The sequence below is a fragment of the Albibacterium profundi genome (assembly GCF_042159835.1).
GTDB lineage: Bacteria > Bacteroidota > Bacteroidia > Sphingobacteriales > Sphingobacteriaceae > Albibacterium > Albibacterium profundi.
On sequence record NZ_JBBVGT010000002.1, the window covers coordinates 1,688,940 to 1,707,116 of the forward strand.

An 18,177-nucleotide genomic window follows, 5' to 3' on the forward strand; every position below is an offset into this window, starting at 1 on the left:
CACAAAACCTCAAGGTGTGTTTACTGCAACTGGCAATACTTTTCCATTGAAAAATTTATGACCCGTCAATGCGAAGTCTGCAATGTATTTACCCATCTCGAAAGCTGCGACAGGAGACTGGAACTTGGGGAAGGCTTTTTCCAGCATTTCCGTTTGTGCCGAGCCCAAAGCTAAGCAATTAATGCTCACCTTCTTCTCGGCAAGCTCCGGAGCCAGGCATTCCGTTAAAATGTGCAAAGCGCCCTTGCTAGCCGAGTAGGCACTTAGGCCCGGAAACTTCACGCTTCCCTGATAGCCACCCATACTCCCAATGTTTAGAATATGGGAATTTTCACTCATCAGTGGCAGTAGGTTCTGAATCATTTTTACATGCCCCAATAGATTGGATTGGATCATTTGCGCAAATTCGATCTGGCTGACCTCCATAAACGGTTTGTTAATAAGCGCACCCGCATTATTAATTAAAATATCTACTTCACCCAAACGTTCGGATACAAAAGGCACCAAACCTCCCTCGTAATCATCATGGACAATATCAAATTGAGCAGGGTATAAGGTGCAGTCTGGATTTAACCCTTTTGCTATCTCATAGAGGGTGCTCAGTTTTCGCTGATTTCTAGCGAGCGCAATAACTTTGTGTTTTGAATCTAAGATCAAATCTAACACGGCCTCAAATCCTACACCGCTGCTTGCACCTGTAATAACAATGTTCATTTTTCTAATTGCTTAATATCTAAAGTTACGAAATTGAATTAAAACTTAGCCTTCAACAGCATCCTCGTTTTCTTCTTTCTTCGGAAGTTCTCTTTCTCCTAAAGCTTGTGGATGGAAGATAAAGTAGCTCCCCGTAATCGACATCAGTGCTGCGACGAAATAATACAATAAGCTTATGAGAACAGCGAGATGTGGATCTAAATTGAATATTTCCGCTCCGTATAGGAACACCACTTCTCGAGCACCTAAGCCACCGACGGTAAAAGGGAAAACGGCAACTAGTGACGATGCTAAAAACATAAAAAGGTACGGCGAGAATTTTCCGTCAAAATGAAGAGCATATAAAAGGCAGATTGCGCTGATTAATTGAAAAGACTGTACACAGATAGCTCTAAAGTGTGTCATGAAGAAGGTTTTGCTATAATCAGGAAAAACCTTCTTCATAAGAAGAAAATAGATCATCGTTCCCACGCAGATCGCGACAATCGGCATCCAGCTTGGGATATTTAATTGTGGCATAAAGATAATCAAACCCACTGTAATCAAACACAAAGCCCATAACCCACTTAGGCGGTCGAAAAAAATAGCCTTTAAAATCCTCCGTCCTTTAACACCGAATTTTTTACGAAGGAAAAATATTTTGTATCCATCACCTCCTATACCTCCAGGGAGGAATAAGTTGTAGAACATACCAAGTAGGTACAATTTGAAGTTGTACCATTCAGTCAGTTGCAAGCCGATACCCCGAAAAAAGCCATTTAGCCTTCTTGATGTAATAACTTGCGATATGCAAAACGAGATAAAGGCTAATAGAAAGAAAATCGGATCAGAAGTGGTCATCGCTTCCTCTAAGTCTTTCAAAGATACCCTACTAAAAACCAAATAGAGAGAAAGAGCGGTTATCCCGATTTTTAAGACGAGCTTAGTGATGCTCCATAATTTCTGTTTCGTCATTAATTCTCGTTGCCTAGTTTAGTTAGCGTTCAAAGGTAAACAAAGCAAAATAATTTAAGCGTAAAGACAGTTATAATTTATTCAACGTACACATGGTATAGTTTTTGACTTTTTATATGTAAACTTGTACATACTAAAATTAATACAAACATTATGAAACGATCAATTCAACTTTTTGGTATAATGGCATTAATAGCTCTTTTCTTTGGAGCATGTACTGCACAACAAGGAAGCGGCGGACCGTCTGCCTCGGCTTGGCGTAATGGGGTAAAAGGACAGTGGACATTAAACTCAGTTGAGAAAGAAGGTTTTCCTACCGGCGCATCGGTAAAAACCATTTTCGAAGAAGCCCCGATCGACTGTTTTATTGGCAGCACATGGGATTTGACTGGAAGCGGTAAAGGATCCATTACATTTTCAAATGCAGGCGAATTATGTGCGCCGGGAGCCGTAAGAGATATATTTTGGTCAATATTTCAGGCTGAAGGATCGTCAAGCTCACAATTTCAGTTCAAAAAAATTATGCCGGGCGACCGTGCGAAGGATGTAACCGCAGGATTCCGTTTAGATCTTCTGAGCGCTAACGACAGCGGACTTGTAATGCGTATGCCGGTGGACGTTGGAAACACCACAGCATACTTGGTCTTCAACTTTAGTCGGAATTAATCGATAAACCTTAGAATATAACTGAGAGTAGGTCTTAAGAAAAAGCCTGAATCATACTTAAATGAATCAGGCTTTTTCTTGTCTTAAAAATTAAGGCTCTGTAAATTAGATTATTAATGCTATTGCGAAAAAAAACCTTATAAATATTTTTGAAATCCATAATTCTAATCTATATTTGCATTCCCAAAAGGGAGATTAGCTCAGCTGGTTCAGAGCATCTGCCTTACAAGCAGAGGGTCACTGGTTCGAATCCAGTATCTCCCACGAAAAAGCCTCGAAATCCGAGGCTTTTTTTGTACAGTCTTGTCTAGCCTGTTCCGTTTAATGGTTCCTCCATTTCTCACGATAAGATGTTTTCGCTTAGACTTTTTGATTATCGATATAGTTATTTATATTTAAGTTTTTGCCGATAAAACCAATCGCTAAATTATGTCAAACGAAGTAAGAAAAACTACTATAGCTATTTTATTTGTAATATTATGTATTCCCGTTTCTTTCGCTCAAGAAATGATAGATCAGCGCAGGATTCCTATACATCAAAGCAAAGGTGCGAACGTAGAAGATCTATTTAGTAGTGTAGAGTATATTCCTCTCGAAAATACTGAGAACTCGATGATCCAGGAAGTCGATGATTTTTGGGCAACCGAGGATGAGATTATTGTATTTGATAGAAGAGGAAGAGCAATTCTGTTTTTCGATCATAACGGCCAGTTCAAGCATAAAATAGACAAGGTTCCTGATTGCGGACCATGCAATCGGGCTGAGTATCTTTTTTCTTCCGTCTTCGTGAATAAGGAGAAAAGAAAGGTATATGCCATTTACGGAACCTCTATGGACAATGTAACTATGGGAATCTTCGATTTTAACGGAAATTTTCTGGGTGAAAAAAAGGAGTGGTATACGCTGAACGGGATGGGGTTCATCGGCAACTCGATCTTGCTGGCACACTATTTCTTTAACGAAAAGAACCTTGACAATATTCAGTTCTTTCACCACGATAGCACAACGACGATTTCATATTTTGACCCAGAATTCAAAGCTGACTATGCCACAATCCCAAACCGCATTAGCAAGAATACATACGATGGAAAGCTTTATTGGAGCGAACCCTATGAAAATACGATTTATGCTATCGACTCCAACGGCAATATTTCCGGGGTTAAATTAATTTTTCCGGCGCACTACTCATTGCCCAACGATTTTGTCAAAAACAACCTTGGCAAAATCAGTAACGTGATCAGGTCTACTTATCCAAATGCAATCTTCGGCATTACGAATATCATGAAGATCGGGGATTTTATGGTGTTGAACCTCATGAGTCACATGTCGCTGAACGGGCTCTCGTCTATACTGTTGGATACCCGGTCGGGTGAGGTGTACGACCTGAACCAGATCAGACCCTCCGCATTGAACCATTATATGCCGATATCTTCACCTAAGAACCAGAGCTTCTTTCTGGACGACAATAACGAGCAATTGTATTCACTGGTCTACCCGCAGGATTTGATCGTGCGTTATAATGAAGGAGATATGATGAAGTATATCGGCCAAACCCCATCCTATGTCCAGGATATCGTAAAGAACAGCGATGTCTACAGGAATCCCATCTTAGCGATCTCCTCAATGAAATGATGGTGTCGGCATGAAGATTTACTCCGTTTTCTTATTGTTGTTTATTTTCTATGGTGGCTCCACGGTAGACGCTCAGACGAATGTAAAAGGGGACAATGGACTTTCGCTCTCCGGTTCGATAAGTGATTCAACCAGAAACATCAGGTTGGAAGCGGCATCTGTAGCCCTTTATAGACAAGGTGAGGACAAGGTACATAGCATCGCATTGTCTAGCCGGACCGGCCGGTTCATGCTTGAAAAGCTGCCTCCTCAAACTTCCTTTCGATTACAGGTCATCCACATGGGGTATGAACCTTTCGAACGAGAGATCATTATCGTGGATTCAAGTATCAATCTTGGCGAGTTGTATCTAACGCCAAGGGCCAACGAGTTAGAAGCGGTCGAGATCCTGTCCCCGGTCAGGATGAACGGTGATACGATCGAGTTTAATGCGGATGCCTTTCATCTTGATTCTAATGCCGTTGCGGGAGATCTACTGACGAAGTTGCCCGGCATAACCATATGGGGAGACAATGAAATAACATATAACGGTAAGAGGATCAATAAGCTATATGTTAACGGAAAGGATTTCTTTTCCACCAATGCAAATATTGCGCTCCAGAACATACCCAAGAATATAATCGATAACGTGCAGATCTTCGATACGGATCGAGAAAGGCGGGAGTCGAAAAACGCTAACATTGTCTTAAAAAAGGGAAAGGACCGAGGTATCTTTGGAAAAATCGGCGCAGGTATAGGTACTAACAAGCAAAACGAACTGGAAGCCATTGCCAACCTCTTTAATTCTTCTAACCAACTATCGGTAGGAGGGACAAAAAGCAACATCAACAAGCCCTTGGATGATATTGATCAACTGCTCAATAATACAACGTTTGGGGGCATCAGTCTGAAAGTCGATTACTTTTCAGATTTGAGAAAAAAGGGCTACCATGAAGATTCCGCCTATGGAATGATGTTTAATCATAACTTCCGTGACAAACCTTCGTATCAGATGGGGGATCATAATGAATTAAAAATTGATCTGTTCAGGAAATCATCAAATTCATTGACGGAACGTAACATCAATATGATTAGGTCAATGTCTGAGGGAGCCGACAACTCATCGGTTACCAAAGAGAGCCGGCATTCCGATTTTAATAATTTTCTCGGTAACGTGAGGTACCAATTTAAGAACGGTCAGAGAACGGACTTAAATATTTCGGCGAAGTTCGAAAAGCGGCAGGTGGACAATAACAGGAACACCTCGACGGTGGGCCAGCTATATGACATCGAGACCCGTGAGAGCGATTTGAGCCGGGAAGAGCTTGATGAAAGTATTCTAAGCCTGAATGCCGATCTCCGAATATCCAGTAAATTAAGATCGAACTGGGTCAAGTGGTACGACCATGTCTATTTTAAGTATGATTTGCTTTATAACCCATCTACATCCATCGTTGAAACCGATAAAAGCATCCAGAGTAGCAGTGCCGATTTTGATGACAGATCCTTTTTGAGAAACTCTAAGTTTAACGGAAGCATAGTGAACCAAGATGCGTACGTTAAGTTAGAAAGGATATTCCCCCAAAAGATGAGCGGCATCGTAGACATTGATATCGCACAGCGGGTCCGTCTAAACCACAACAGTTCGGATCATGTCGTTCGCGACTCCTCGGAGCTCAATGAATCCCTAACGTACGACGAGATCGAGTATGGGATCGTCTCAACTTCATCGTTGAGCCTGGGGAGAAAATTCATGATCGATGAACTATATATGAGGTATGAAAAGAGCATTGGCTTTTATTCAAATTTTGATGTACAGGTCGCCAATGATGATGTACGGTCCGGCTATTCGGACAGGAATATCAACAGGACAAATGCTTTTCTGCTGCCCTCGCTTCGTATTAATTACCTCAATAAAGTTGAGCAGAACTTTGTTAAGGACCTCAGTCTTTCATGGGATATCTCTTACCATACACCTTCGATCGGATTGGTCGCCCCCGTTGTTGACAGTATTAATATACTTAATCAGACCTATGGTAATCGTGATCTGGAGAACAGTAAAAATAATAATATTAGTCTTAGGTATATCTATGCAAGCTTTAAGCCAACAGGCCTTCACTATGACCTGGGATTTCACGCAAAGTTTTTGGAAGATGCCTTCGTGCCTAATATAAGCTACCGGAATGATGGTCGGCGAGAGCTTTACTTTATCAACGATAAGAATGTTCAAGTGAACTATGTCGCTTCGGCCAATATGCGGAAAGCATTCAAAATGTCCCGAGAGAGTAACTTTACTGCAAAGCTTTCCAACATGGGCGTGTTTTCGAAAAAGGGACAGGTAATTGACGGGGACTACGATAAATTAAAGAGCATGAGCTATCATGGCAAGTTGGATCTGTTGTTCAATTTTTCCGATTTTATTAAACTTGGCGTATACCAACAATTCGATTTTTTTCAACAAAAAAGTCGGTTGAATGCTGATTTCAAAAGTACGACCTCCGATTCAAACCTAAGTTTCGGACTCGGACTTAGAAAAAGGGCTTTCTTGAATACAAGCATTTCATATTTAAATGTCGAAAATAACAGCACCTCAGATGGTGTTTTACTTTGGAACGTTTCAGCTTCCTATCGGGCTTTGAAAAAAAGAAATCTGGAAATTAAGCTGTCTGCCCTCGACATACTGAACAACAACTCATCGATAACTGTCAATTCCACGAGTACATATACCATGTATGAGACCAATAATATTATACGCCGATACGTGATGGTGAACTTGTCTTACTATCCGAGATTTTTTTATTATTAAAAACATCTATTTAGCTAATAACTTTGAATGCAAACCTCATTGTCTGACATATTTTTATGACTTTCCGAATTCTGCTACGCAAGCCAGGGATTAGTTGAATTCAATATTCCACAAAAAAAGCCTCCTCTTCTTATTTTGTTCACAACAAAAATGTGAACTGTTTCACGATTGACTCCAAAATAAAATATACTAGACTCGATCCGTTTTGTTACGATATAGTTTTGGTCACGTTAGCTTTTTCTGTTTTTTTTAAATTTATTTGCGGATATTATCTTAATTGCATACATTTGATATGTAGAACATATAAACTTAAAAAATTGATTGTTTATTCTGAGGTCTATCAGTCGCGCTAATAGTTATGGCTGCTTTAAATAGTCCTCGTTGAATCTTTAGTGTAACCATTTATAAAACTAAGTCTCATGAAAAGACTAAAACCGAAGGTTTGTTTGTCGCTAATTGCTCTTTTTCTTATTGCTAGTTCATGCAATACGGTCTTTGATGATCATTACCACCCTGAAAACAAGTTAAATCTAAACATTATTCAGGTGCTGGAAGAAGATCCTGAGTTTTCCCATTTTGTCGCACTGATAGATAAAGCTGATTTGAGAAAAACTTTAGGAGAGGCCGCTATTTACACCTGTTTGGCACCTAATAATGAGTTCGTAGAAAATTATTTTCTAGACGAAAAAGGATATTCCAGTATGGATCAAGTACCCGTAGAAGATGCCAAAGTGTATATTAACTATCATTTTATTAACGGGATGTATTATATGTATGATTTTGAAAAAAATTATAGAAATATCGTTTCTCCTATTAGTAAAAGCCGTCGAACCAATTATAAGACACGTTCGGAAGGAAACAATCCTGGTAAAAACATTCGGATATTTTCATCTGCTTTTTTTGCAGAGCAAGGCAGTGATTATACTGCGCTTTTTGGTGAGTTCGATAATAACGCTGATTTTAGAATTGAGGGAGCCGACATTTCCGAACGTCGAGACATCGGTGCCAGAAACGGTGTTATTCATGTCCTAGCCACACCTTTATCACCCATGGCGAGGACCGATGAGGCATTGGCAGCAGATCCTGAGACGAGTATATTTTCGTCGTGGATAGAACGCCATTCTCAATATATTTTGGGCGAAAAAGATGAATTTGGCTATGTTGATACCACACTTTATAAAACCTATAGTTTTGGTCGAAACTTAGCAGATGAGAACATTGCTTCTACGCTTTTTGTTCCGACAAACGAAGCTATTGCGAATTATTTTGAACCTTATATGGATGATATCCATAACACTTTAGACTCGGTTCCCATACACGTAATGTATTCATTTATCCGATCGAGTATTCACAGTAATTTCTGGTATCCTTCAGATCTTAAACGAAATGACCCAGAATGGTCCGCCCTCACCGGCTATGTAAGTTACGGAAATGATGTTTTACCAACTATTCAGTCGATTACTCCCGCCAGCAATAGTTTACTTTATAAAGTAAATAGGATTGTCGAGTCTCCTGATATGAATAGCGTTCGAAGCGGCATCATGATGAAATATAAAAAATATCGTCAATGGTATTGGATGCTTACCAATAGAAATTTGGGTGCAGGTTTAACTGATGGGTTGTATTATCAACATAGCCCAAAAACTCTTCTTGTACAGTCGGATGAAGTGTGGGGGACACCTCTTGCCGAAGATATGGAGGTTGAAGCACAAGAGTTACGTCTCCAGGAATGCCGAGCAGGGGTATTTAACATGGACATCCGTGAAGATGGAGGGTTTAGAAAAAGATTTTATCCGACGGATTTTGGTTATATCTTATACGAAGATGGAAGATTTTATGATTACACTGGTCATTCGGTTGCTCTACTAACTCCACAACCGGTTTGGGAGAAAGTCAACGGAACCATATATGAAATAGATGGTTTTCTTAACCCAATAGATCGTCTGGATAATACCATAACTGTCTACCAAAAGATGTTAGAGGATCCGCAGATGTCATCATTTGTGGCTGCAGTTGACAAAGCTGGTCTTGCTGGTGAATTGCAATTGACGGGCTTTTTCACCTATTCGATTTTTGCTCCGAGTAATGTAGCTATGCAAGCAGGCGGGATTCAGGTTGATGAGTTAAGTCCTGAGGCGTTACGGAGTTTTGTTAATACATATATCGTTCCTAGTCGTTACCTTTTTACTGACGGAGTTTTCAATGGGCGGATTGCAAATAGAAATGCGCAGCAATTGAACATGCAGGGATCATGGGAAATGTTTACTATTTCCAAAGAGTCTCAAACGGCTTCTATAGAAGTTGCTAATAGACAAGCAAGCAATGGTGTATTACATCGTATAAACCAGATTTTATAAACTAAACAGCATATCAGATGTTTCAGCATTTTTGTTCTAACATATTAAAAATCATTTGTTTTCTGGGGATTTTGACTTCCCAGACTTTTGGGCAGTCAAAAGTAGTCATTGGAAAGGTGTTTGATAATAATCGATCCGTATCGTTTTCACATGTATCGGTAATGATCGTTAACCGGAATGACCTGATTTTAGGAGGTACAAAAACGGGCGAGGACGGAAGCTTTCGAATTACCGTTCCGGAGCAGGGCGCTAAGATTGTCTTTTCATTTATCGGTTACGTTAAACAGGAGATCCCCATTTCAACGATAACAGAGCCATTAAGTGTGATACTGCTCAGTGACAATCAGCAACTTGAAGCAGTTTCTTTGACTGCGCAAGGCACGCAAAGAGTAGATTTGGGCTTTATGACGATAGATAGGAAAGAAGTGTCGAGTTCTATAGCTAGTGTAGATTTAGAAGGAATCGAAAATGTGCCTGTGGCTTCTGTCGATCAATTATTGCAGGGTATGGCGCCTGGTCTGCAGGTGGTTGCTGCAAGTGGCGACCCTGGCGCAGCTGCATCCATTCGTATTCGAGGAATTTCGAGTATCTCAGGTATCAATGACCCTCTTTGGATTGTCGATGGTGCGGAGGTTATCGGAAATAATTATGATGTCCAAAGTATCTCCGATTTTGGTTTTAGTCCTATTGGTGATTTGGACCCGTCTGATATTGAATCTATTGATATTCTTAAAGATGCCTCGGCCACAGCCCTGTACGGATCTAAAGGAGCCAATGGTGTAATTGTCATTAAAACCAAGAGGGGAAAGAGGGGAAAACCTCAAGTTAATTTTAATTCAAAGTTTACACTTACCGAGGTGCCGAGAACTATTCCCATGCTTTCTGGAGATGAACAAAGGATATATTATATAGAATTATGGACCGGAGGACTAGATAATGGTTCTGCACTTCCGCAGCTCCGCGGAGATATGTCGCATCCTGATGCTTGGATCTATAACAATAATACCAATTGGATGGATCAAATAACCAGAACTGGCATGTATCAGCAATATAATACATCGCTAAGTGGTGGAGGTGAACGTATAAATTATTATTGGGGACTTGGTTATACCAATCAATACGGGACAACCAAGGGTACGGGTTACGATCGGTTTAATACCCGATTTAACTTGAATTACACCGTTTCAGATAAAGTATCCATCTCGGCAGACTTGAGTTATACGAATTCGTTGACTGATAAGCGAGGAACTGTTCACCCGACAGATCTTGATTCCGAACAAAAGATCAACCCAGTTTTGATTGCTCGGGAAATGCCAGCTTACTTTCCGGTATATTCGCGTAATGGTCTAAACTATTTTGTTGAACGAAATGAGCCAGTGTCGTATCATTCTCGCTTTAACCCATTGGCCATTATAGACTACTCTTCATTTTTGTCTAAAGCCAACCGTTTAATGGCATCGAGCAGTTTGAATTGGAAAATTATAGATAACCTCGAGTTCCGTGCCCAAATGTCTGCTGATTTTCGAGAAGCTGGAGATGAATATTTCCTTCCTGGATATGCCACAGATGCCATCCCTGGCGAAGCATTATATAATGCAGGTCGTCAGACCGAGGGGTATCAATTACTATTGAGCAGTACAAACCGGATGATTTGGAAACCCATAGAAGAAGAAAATCACAGATTGACCATGACTGGGGTAGTCAATCTCAACTTGAATAAGAGCAACTCTTCATTGTTGCATTATCATAATGGAGGATCACCTCAATTGCGTTCGGCAGATGCTTCGGCTATCATCTCACAAATTAGTGGCTCATTTGGTGATAAGCGCTACATTGGGATGTTTTTACAAGGACATTATGCTTTAAAAGATAGATACTTTCTTACTGTGACGGGCAAAACAGAGGGCGATTCTCGTTATGGTAACGACAATGCTTACTCAATCTTTCCAGCGATAGGAGCTGCTTGGGAGTTAACTAAAGAACCTTGGGCAGAGGATGCTGATTGGATTAGTTCTTTTAAGCCGCGTGTTGCCTATGGTATTACAGGAAATCTCCCAAATATTGATAATATTTATGATATTGCTTATGGGACTAATACCGGTTATCTCGGTAATACCTATATATATCCCAGTAAATTTGCTTATGAAGGCATAACCGAAGAGCGAACAACAGAATATAATTTTGGCGTGGATTGGTCGCTTTTCAATAATCGAATTAGTGGGCAGTTTGATTATTACACCAGAACTACTGAGGATCTACTCCTTAAAGAGACCTTGTCTTCGACACTTGGCTATTCTTCACAATATGTCAATTTTGGAACAGTAGAGAACTCTGGTGTCGAGCTAGGGATCACTGCCGATATCTTCAGGGGTGATGAAGACAGGCTGCGGTTAAAATCATTTTTTAATATTGCTTATAACCGCAATAAACTAATCAGCCTACCAGAGAATTTTGATGAAGGTTCTTTTCAAACTTCAAACCGGTCATTTGTATCACAACTTCAGGAGGGGGATGTTATCGGCGGTTTCTATGGTTATCGAGCGTTAGGAGTATATCCAAGCGACGCAGACGCTGAATTAAAAGATGAACTTGGCCGTACTATCTACGAGGCCGATGGAATCACACCAAAATACATGCGTTACGGGTCGGCAACTGGTGCTCGTTACCAAGGTGGTGATATGATATTTGAAGATATGAATGGTGACGGCATAATCAACGATCTCGACATGGTTCAAATAGGTGATGCTAATCCTTCTTTCTATGGGGGCTGGAATAACACGTTAACTTATAAGGATCTAACTTTGACCATAAATTTTCAGTATCAATTTGGTAATGACATCATTAATGCTGCTCGTATTTCGATGGAGCAAATGGCTTATTCCTATAATCAGTCAAGGTCAGTTATGAGCCGATGGCGAAAACAAGGAGACATAACCGATATGCCGCGCGCCCATCCGGATGGCGCCAGAAACCGGATAGCCTCGACACGTTGGGTAGAAGATGGGTCCTATGTCCGATTAAAAACTGTTTCGTTAACCTATAACGCTGATAAGGTTTTTCGTAAGTATGGACTTAAGAATGTGAGTTTCTTTGCGACAGCGTATAACCTTTATACATGGACCAATTACTTGGGGGTAGACCCAGAAGTGCCGATCACAGGAAGTGTAACTCTTTTTGGTATTGATAACAACAGTACCGCTCCACCAAGACAGTATACATTAGGTTTAAGGTTTAATCTATAACTCCTCTGAAATGAACAGAATAATAAAATATATTACAATAAGCTTCTTAAGCATCAGCATGGTATCATGCGACTCTTTTTTAAATGTCGACGTCCCCGATAATTTGATCCATGAGGAGTTTTGGTCGAATAAAGATCAAGTTGATGCAGCACTAAACGGGCTTTATACTTCACTTCATAATAATCTGGAGCGGTTTCATGCGTGGGGCGACGTTCGTTCTAGTCTGTATAAGCCAGGAAGTAATTTTAGCAGCTCCTATAGGCAGTTTTTGTCACACGATATTTATCCGGAGAATCACTTGGTTTCATGGTCTCCTGTATATATATCAATAACTTGGATCAACTCATTTTTGAAAAATGCACCTTCAACCTTGGAACGTGATGATACGTTTAAAGATAGTGATCTTCAGATTATGATGGGCGAGGCGCGTGCCTTGCGGGCATTAAACTATTTCTATTTGGTTCGTGCATTTAAAGAAGTTCCCATTGTCGACACACCCTATGAATCAGATACGCAGGAAATAAATACGGCTGCTTCATCTGAAGAAGATGTGCTGGATTTTATTGAAGCAGACCTGGCAGTCGCACTGGAAAAAACAGCAGAAAGTTTTGATAATGTCAATCTCCAATATGGTAGGTTTACCAAGAATGCCGTTCGTGCATTATGGGCTGATGTCAAGTTATGGAGAAATCAATATCAGGAGGTTCTGGACTTAACAGAACGTTTAGATCAACAATACAAAAATTCGATGGTTGCGCCTCTTGATTGGTTTACCATTTTCAATCCGGGCAATTCGAGCGAAAGTATATTCGAATACCAATACGTTCAAACCGGCTTAGGGTCTCCGCTGTATAACTGGTTTTCGCAAGGTCAACGTGGTGATGCAAGATTCCTCGCCAATATTACCAATATTAGTGTTAATGCGGGTGAGCTACTATATCCTCCAATAGATGATAAGCATTTCAGCGCTGACACGATCCGTTTAAAGAATTTTTCAGCATTTATGTTAGATCCAAGGTTTGAAACGTCTAATGGAACTGGATATGAAGTTTATAAGTTTACGGGTCAGACTGCGTATCAGTTAAGCTATAGACCAGCAGGAAGCCGGAATGCCAATTATATTTTCTATCGCTACCGCGAAATATTGTTTATGCAAGCTGAAGCACTAGCGATGTTAGGTAGATATTCGGAAGCTGAAAGCCGCATTAATATCATTCGTGAACACACTGATCTGCCACAGATAGAAGCCGGCGGTCTTAGTGATGGCGTTGATTTTATGAACTTCCTTCTCATGGAGCGGGAGTTTGAGTTAGGCTTTGAAGGGAAAGAGTGGTTTGCAGCGGTACGTGTTAGCCGTCGTTCAGGATATGAGAATATCTTAATAGAAAAGGCATCAAACAACAGTGCTCTTGGAGATTCGTATCAAGTTATTCGTGCCAGACTACTTGAGCCAGAAGCTTGGTTCTTGCCGTACCACGAGACAGAGATCGAAACGAATCAGATGTTGGAGCAGAAAGATTATTATAAGAATAAGTAAGTAATAACCATAAATATGAAATATAGGATATTGTTTTTAGGGCTTATAATAGCCTTGGCTGGATGTGAGAAACAATTCTCGGATGCTCGATATAACTCTGATGATGAACTTCAGATTATCGATTATATAGAAAGTCGTGAGGATCTCAGTACTTTTCTAGAATTGGTGGAGTATACGAACCAACGGAGTTTGTTGAAAACTGCAGGTGCTTACACATTATTCGCTCCCACTAACAGTGCGTTTGAGAATTTATTTAAGACCTTGGCCATTGATGGTAAGCGCATTTCGTCAATCAAAGATGCTGAGCCCACGTTTTGGTTAGAATACTTTCGATATCATTTGCTTGATGCTAAGATAAACACAAACGTATTTACCCATGGCCCATTACCCGAACCGACGCTCTTTCAAGATAAGTTTCTTATCGCCGACATCAGTAATTCCTATACGGCTATTAGTCTGAATAACAACGCCGTGATAAAAGAATATAATATTAATCTAAACAATGGTTTTGTAAATATTATCGATCAAGTTTTGGTACCGCCCACACAGTCCATTCACGATTTGCTGAGTCAATCTGGTAGGTACACTACAATGCTTTCGGTTTTTGAAGAAACTGATTTGGTCCACTACCTAAAAGATAGCCTTATTACATTATTAATTGAGTCAGACGAGGCACTCGAAGAAAGTAATTTTAAGAGAAATGAGATAGAAAACCTGAAGGAGTGGGCGTCGTATCATATTATTCCAGATTCTGGTTACTATCTAAATCTGTTGACTGCCCAGCGCTTTTACCCGTTATATGATAAAGAGTCGCTTGGATTTAGCGTAGATGAATTTGGACAATACAGCGTGAACAGTACTGTCAAATTTGATCAGACTAGCGGATATGGAATCGATCGAGTGGCTAGCAATGGTATCTTTCATACTCTCGCCGAGAAACTTGAAATTACAGAATCAGTTCCAGCGGTTATACGTTTAAATTTATATCCGCCTGGAAGTAATCACGGAAAACAGAATGTGTTTGCAAGCCCGCCTGCACGTATCTTACTCAATACGGGAACCCGTAGTTATCATCAAAATAAAGAGTTTAAGATTGTACAATTTAATGCAACACAGGTCGGCGATTACTTTTGGACGACCGTACCAGATGTTCCCTCTGGGAAATATAGAATCAGAGTAATGCACCGCGTGGGCGGGACTAGGGGGAAGTTCTTGACGATTTATAATGATGAGATTGTTGGGGAAAACATAAACATGGCGGTTAGGGACGGTATTTTCGAGGAATATGATTATTATGGTTTTAACTATGCGGGAGATATTGAAGTAGAAGAGAGAGGCGACGTTCAGCTCTATTTTGCTTTCACAGATTTCGGTTCAAACAAAAACCCGAGCTACTGTTGCGATCTGTTGCTAGATATGATTGAACTTATACCAATTAACGAATAAAAAACCTAATTATGAATTGCAAGACAATTTGTGTAAGAAACCTTATATATATCCTGATCACTCTATTTTGTGGTTTAAGTACGCGTCTTTATGCCCAGGAGGGTGAGCAGCAAGACGAGCCTGGTATAGTTGACTCAGTACTGCTCCAAAAACCAGACTCCATTATCCTTCATCTCAAAGAGCAATCATCTTCATTGACTGCTTTAGGAGCACTACGCGGTAATCCCAAATTATATGTTGCCGAAAATGGAAATATAGGAACCCCCTCGCAAGCGATCATTCGCGGTGTAAGTTCTATTAATCTACCCGCCTCTATACAGGTTTATGTAGACGGTATACCCCTGCGCTATTCGCGGTCGCTACCATCTTTTTTGTCCAATTATGACCCTGATCGGTTAATTTTTCTGAATCCGCAAGACATCGCAAATGTTCATGTCATCGGTGGGGCAAATGACTATCCCATATTAGGTGGCCGGGGCGCCAACGGAGCGGTCTATCTGGAAACAGAGCGTGGAGAATTTGGTGGTACAAAGTTGGATGTATCCGTTAACCATGGTTTTAGTCAATACGACTATACTATTCCGAGATTTGGTTCTGAAGCATTGAAAGCCTATTTATGGGAGCGCATGGCCGCTGACGGACTAAGTTATGACGAGCGCAGCGCACATCCGATTTTTGATCCAAATGCGGCTGAGACAAACAATGAAACCGACTGGCTGAAAGATATTCGGCAAACTGGAACATATAAAGACTACCATGTAAAATTAAAAGGAGGGGATGGAGATGCCAATTATCTGTTCTCTTTAGGGTATACCGATAAGGACGGAACCATCAAGAACAATGAAATGCAGCGCGTAGGCCTACGTTTTAATTTGGATTACCGACTTTCTCAGAAAATAGAAATCGTGAACAATCTTTCCTATACCAACAGCTGGGGCAGATTTTCAGAATATGGCAGCAACTATTCCATACATCCGATTTATGTGGCGGCAGCGAAGGCTCCTTTCTTTTCGCCGAATTATTATGACCAAGAAGGAGTGCGGACCGGACTTATGGCCGGTGTCGATACGTTAGGATTTAGCAATCCGAATGCACTGGTTAATAATATGGAAAACTCTAATCGATATAACCGGATCGACGGACTTATGGGGTTGCGGTGGAATCTGGCAGACGATTGGAAACTGACGGCTAATCTTTCTGTTAACTACACCAATTTAATCGAACGCCAGTATAGACCAGCGTTGGGAATTGCACCAGATGAATACCGTATCCGGCAGAACGCTGAACGCAGTTCAAGTGAATTTGGTTTAATCGGAGATGTTAAAGCCGTTAAAACAGGTGACCTGACTGATCAGATAGCCTACAAGGCTTCCTTAATGGCGAGCATCGATACCTACGAAGAAAAATCAATGTATGGTCGCAAGGTGAATGCCGGTACAGACGATTATGAAACCTTAAAACAAGGAATTGTTGATAGTGCGTCAAATACAAAATTCAAATCAAACTTAATGACCTTCATCGCTCAAGGCGAGTTGAAATTATCGAACAGAGCTTATCTGTCGGCTTTCGTCAATTTACAGGGGACATCTAATTTTGGAAGTCAGGGTAGATGGAACGTATATCCGGGAGCCACGGTTTCGGTAAACCTTCTCGAAGAAAACCAACCAACCGCCTGGGCAATTGATGTAGCTTATTCACGGACCGGAAATCACGACTTACGTGGCTTTTACCACTATAATTTATATTACCCGGTTAATTATTTCGGATATGGAGGGGCTTACTTCGGCAATGCAAAAAATGAAAATATCAGGCCGGAAAAAACAGATACCTATGAAGCGGGTTCTACACTATCCTTGTTGAATAATCGAATCTCCCTTCGCGCAGGGTATTATTATAAGCAGACAAATGATTTAATTACTTATCGCTCGGCTCCCAATGAACTAGGGCTGGGCGTTTCCGTAGAAAACAGCGGATCGGTTATCAATCAGGGAATTGAAGTCTCCTTAATAAGCAAGTTGATTCAGAAAAAAGATTTGCGTTGGGATCTGAATGTAAACGTATCAACATTGAAAAATTCGGTAGAATCTTTAGCTAATGGTTCTATCGAACGCACATTCGGAAATGTAACCGGTATTGCCATGGAAGGTGAATCTATCGGATCGTTCTATGGATATAAGATATCAGGCGTTTTCGAATCTGATGAGGCGGTTAATCTGATGAAAGCCGACGGCACACCATATATGGCGGGTGACTATATCGTAGAAGATGTGAATAACGATCAGAAGATCAATGCGCTTGACAGGCAAGTTATCGGATCGCCGTTACCAACACTTTTTGGTAATTTATTTACACAATTAAGTTATAAGGAACTGGGGCTGTCCGCTCAGCTTAGTTTTGCTTCTGGTCAGGATATCTACAATCGTTTCGATCAGCAGATGCATAGTATGAAAGACTATGCCAATCAGAATCCGGACGTATCACAGCGATGGAAATCGTCTACAGAAACCGGAAACGGACTAAGCCGCGCTGCACTTGACGATCCTTCAAACAATACAGCAGCATCAGATCTTTGGATCGAGGATGGTAGTTACCTCAAGTTGAAAAGCCTGACGGTGCATTACGATATTGCAAAGATAACCGGATCAAAAGCTTTTAAGAATATCAAACTCTACGCTACCGCTGAGAACCTATGGACACTTACTGACTATTCCGGTTTTGATCCTGAGATCAGCAATTTTACTGATCCTTTACTCCGCAACATCGATTTTGGTGCGCCACCACTGGGCCGAACCTATATTTTTGGAGTCAAAGCAACATTTTAACGGTGATTTAAGAATCTAACTA

10 protein-coding genes and 1 tRNA gene are annotated in these 18,177 nt (G+C 40.7%); 9 read left to right on the forward strand and 2 right to left on the reverse strand.

Features of this window, described 5'->3' with window-relative positions; translation table 11 throughout:
• Positions 1-9: 9 nt before the first annotated feature.
• Both WKR92_RS09030 and WKR92_RS09035 read right to left on the reverse strand, forming a co-directional pair.
• Positions 10-714, reverse strand: a complete 705-nt coding sequence (locus WKR92_RS09030; protein ID WP_375557501.1) for an SDR family NAD(P)-dependent oxidoreductase — start codon at positions 712-714, stop codon at positions 10-12.
• 45 nt (positions 715-759) lie between these two features.
• The gene (locus tag WKR92_RS09035) at positions 760-1,668 is read right to left on the reverse strand and encodes a lysylphosphatidylglycerol synthase transmembrane domain-containing protein (protein WP_375557502.1); all 909 of its coding nucleotides are present in this window, start codon (positions 1,666-1,668) and stop codon (positions 760-762) included.
• A 153-nt stretch (positions 1,669-1,821) separates the two neighbouring features.
• On the opposite strand from WKR92_RS09035, the gene WKR92_RS09040 reads away from it, so the two are divergent.
• The 9 genes from WKR92_RS09040 to WKR92_RS09080 all read left to right on the forward strand — a co-directional run bounded on the left by WKR92_RS09040 (position 1,822) and on the right by WKR92_RS09080 (position 18,155).
• Complete coding sequence (locus tag WKR92_RS09040; RefSeq protein ID WP_375557503.1) at positions 1,822-2,334, forward strand: hypothetical protein; 513 nt, start codon at positions 1,822-1,824, stop codon at positions 2,332-2,334.
• Between the two features lie 189 nt (positions 2,335-2,523).
• Positions 2,524-2,598, forward strand: a tRNA-Val gene (locus WKR92_RS09045).
• A gap of 165 nt (positions 2,599-2,763) precedes the next feature.
• On the forward strand, positions 2,764-3,966 hold the full coding sequence (locus tag WKR92_RS09050) for a DUF4934 domain-containing protein (protein WP_375557504.1): 1,203 nt from the start codon (positions 2,764-2,766) through the stop codon (positions 3,964-3,966).
• Positions 3,967-3,976: 10 nt separating this feature from the next.
• Positions 3,977-6,751: a hypothetical protein gene (locus tag WKR92_RS09055; protein ID WP_375557505.1), complete on the forward strand. Its 2,775-nt coding sequence runs from the start codon at positions 3,977-3,979 to the stop codon at positions 6,749-6,751.
• Positions 6,752-7,170: 419 nt separating this feature from the next.
• Positions 7,171-9,108 carry a fasciclin domain-containing protein gene (locus WKR92_RS09060; RefSeq protein WP_375557506.1) on the forward strand — a complete coding sequence of 646 codons (1,938 nt, stop codon included), beginning with the start codon at positions 7,171-7,173 and terminating at the stop codon, positions 9,106-9,108.
• 17 nt (positions 9,109-9,125) lie between these two features.
• Positions 9,126-12,350 (forward strand): SusC/RagA family TonB-linked outer membrane protein, encoded by a 3,225-nt coding sequence (locus WKR92_RS09065; protein WP_375557507.1) that lies wholly within the window; start codon positions 9,126-9,128, stop codon positions 12,348-12,350.
• Between the two features lie 10 nt (positions 12,351-12,360).
• A complete protein-coding gene (locus WKR92_RS09070; RefSeq protein ID WP_375557508.1) occupies positions 12,361-13,887 on the forward strand; it encodes a RagB/SusD family nutrient uptake outer membrane protein in 1,527 nt (508 codons plus the stop codon).
• A 15-nt stretch (positions 13,888-13,902) separates the two neighbouring features.
• Positions 13,903-15,333, forward strand: coding sequence for a fasciclin domain-containing protein (locus tag WKR92_RS09075; RefSeq protein ID WP_375557509.1), 1,431 nt, complete (start codon positions 13,903-13,905; stop codon positions 15,331-15,333).
• Positions 15,334-15,344: 11 nt separating this feature from the next.
• Positions 15,345-18,155, forward strand: coding sequence for a SusC/RagA family TonB-linked outer membrane protein (locus WKR92_RS09080; RefSeq protein WP_375557510.1), 2,811 nt, complete (start codon positions 15,345-15,347; stop codon positions 18,153-18,155).
• Positions 18,156-18,177 lie beyond the last annotated feature (22 nt).

Excerpts from the sequence above, each read along its gene's own strand:
- WKR92_RS09075 (WP_375557509.1), top strand. The coding sequence starts at position 13,903 with ATGAAATATAGGATATTGTTTTTAGGGCTTATAATAGCCTTGGCTGGA.
- WKR92_RS09070 (WP_375557508.1), top strand. The coding sequence starts at position 12,361 with ATGAACAGAATAATAAAATATATTACAATAAGCTTCTTAAGCATCAGC.
- WKR92_RS09080 (WP_375557510.1), top strand. The coding sequence starts at position 15,345 with ATGAATTGCAAGACAATTTGTGTAAGAAACCTTATATATATCCTGATC.
- WKR92_RS09035 (WP_375557502.1), bottom strand. The coding sequence starts at position 1,668 with ATGACGAAACAGAAATTATGGAGCATCACTAAGCTCGTCTTAAAAATC.
- WKR92_RS09055 (WP_375557505.1), top strand. The coding sequence starts at position 3,977 with ATGAAGATTTACTCCGTTTTCTTATTGTTGTTTATTTTCTATGGTGGC.
- WKR92_RS09060 (WP_375557506.1), top strand. The coding sequence starts at position 7,171 with ATGAAAAGACTAAAACCGAAGGTTTGTTTGTCGCTAATTGCTCTTTTT.
- WKR92_RS09065 (WP_375557507.1), top strand. The coding sequence starts at position 9,126 with ATGTTTCAGCATTTTTGTTCTAACATATTAAAAATCATTTGTTTTCTG.
- WKR92_RS09040 (WP_375557503.1), top strand. The coding sequence starts at position 1,822 with ATGAAACGATCAATTCAACTTTTTGGTATAATGGCATTAATAGCTCTT.
- WKR92_RS09050 (WP_375557504.1), top strand. The coding sequence starts at position 2,764 with ATGTCAAACGAAGTAAGAAAAACTACTATAGCTATTTTATTTGTAATA.
- WKR92_RS09030 (WP_375557501.1), bottom strand. The coding sequence starts at position 714 with ATGAACATTGTTATTACAGGTGCAAGCAGCGGTGTAGGATTTGAGGCC.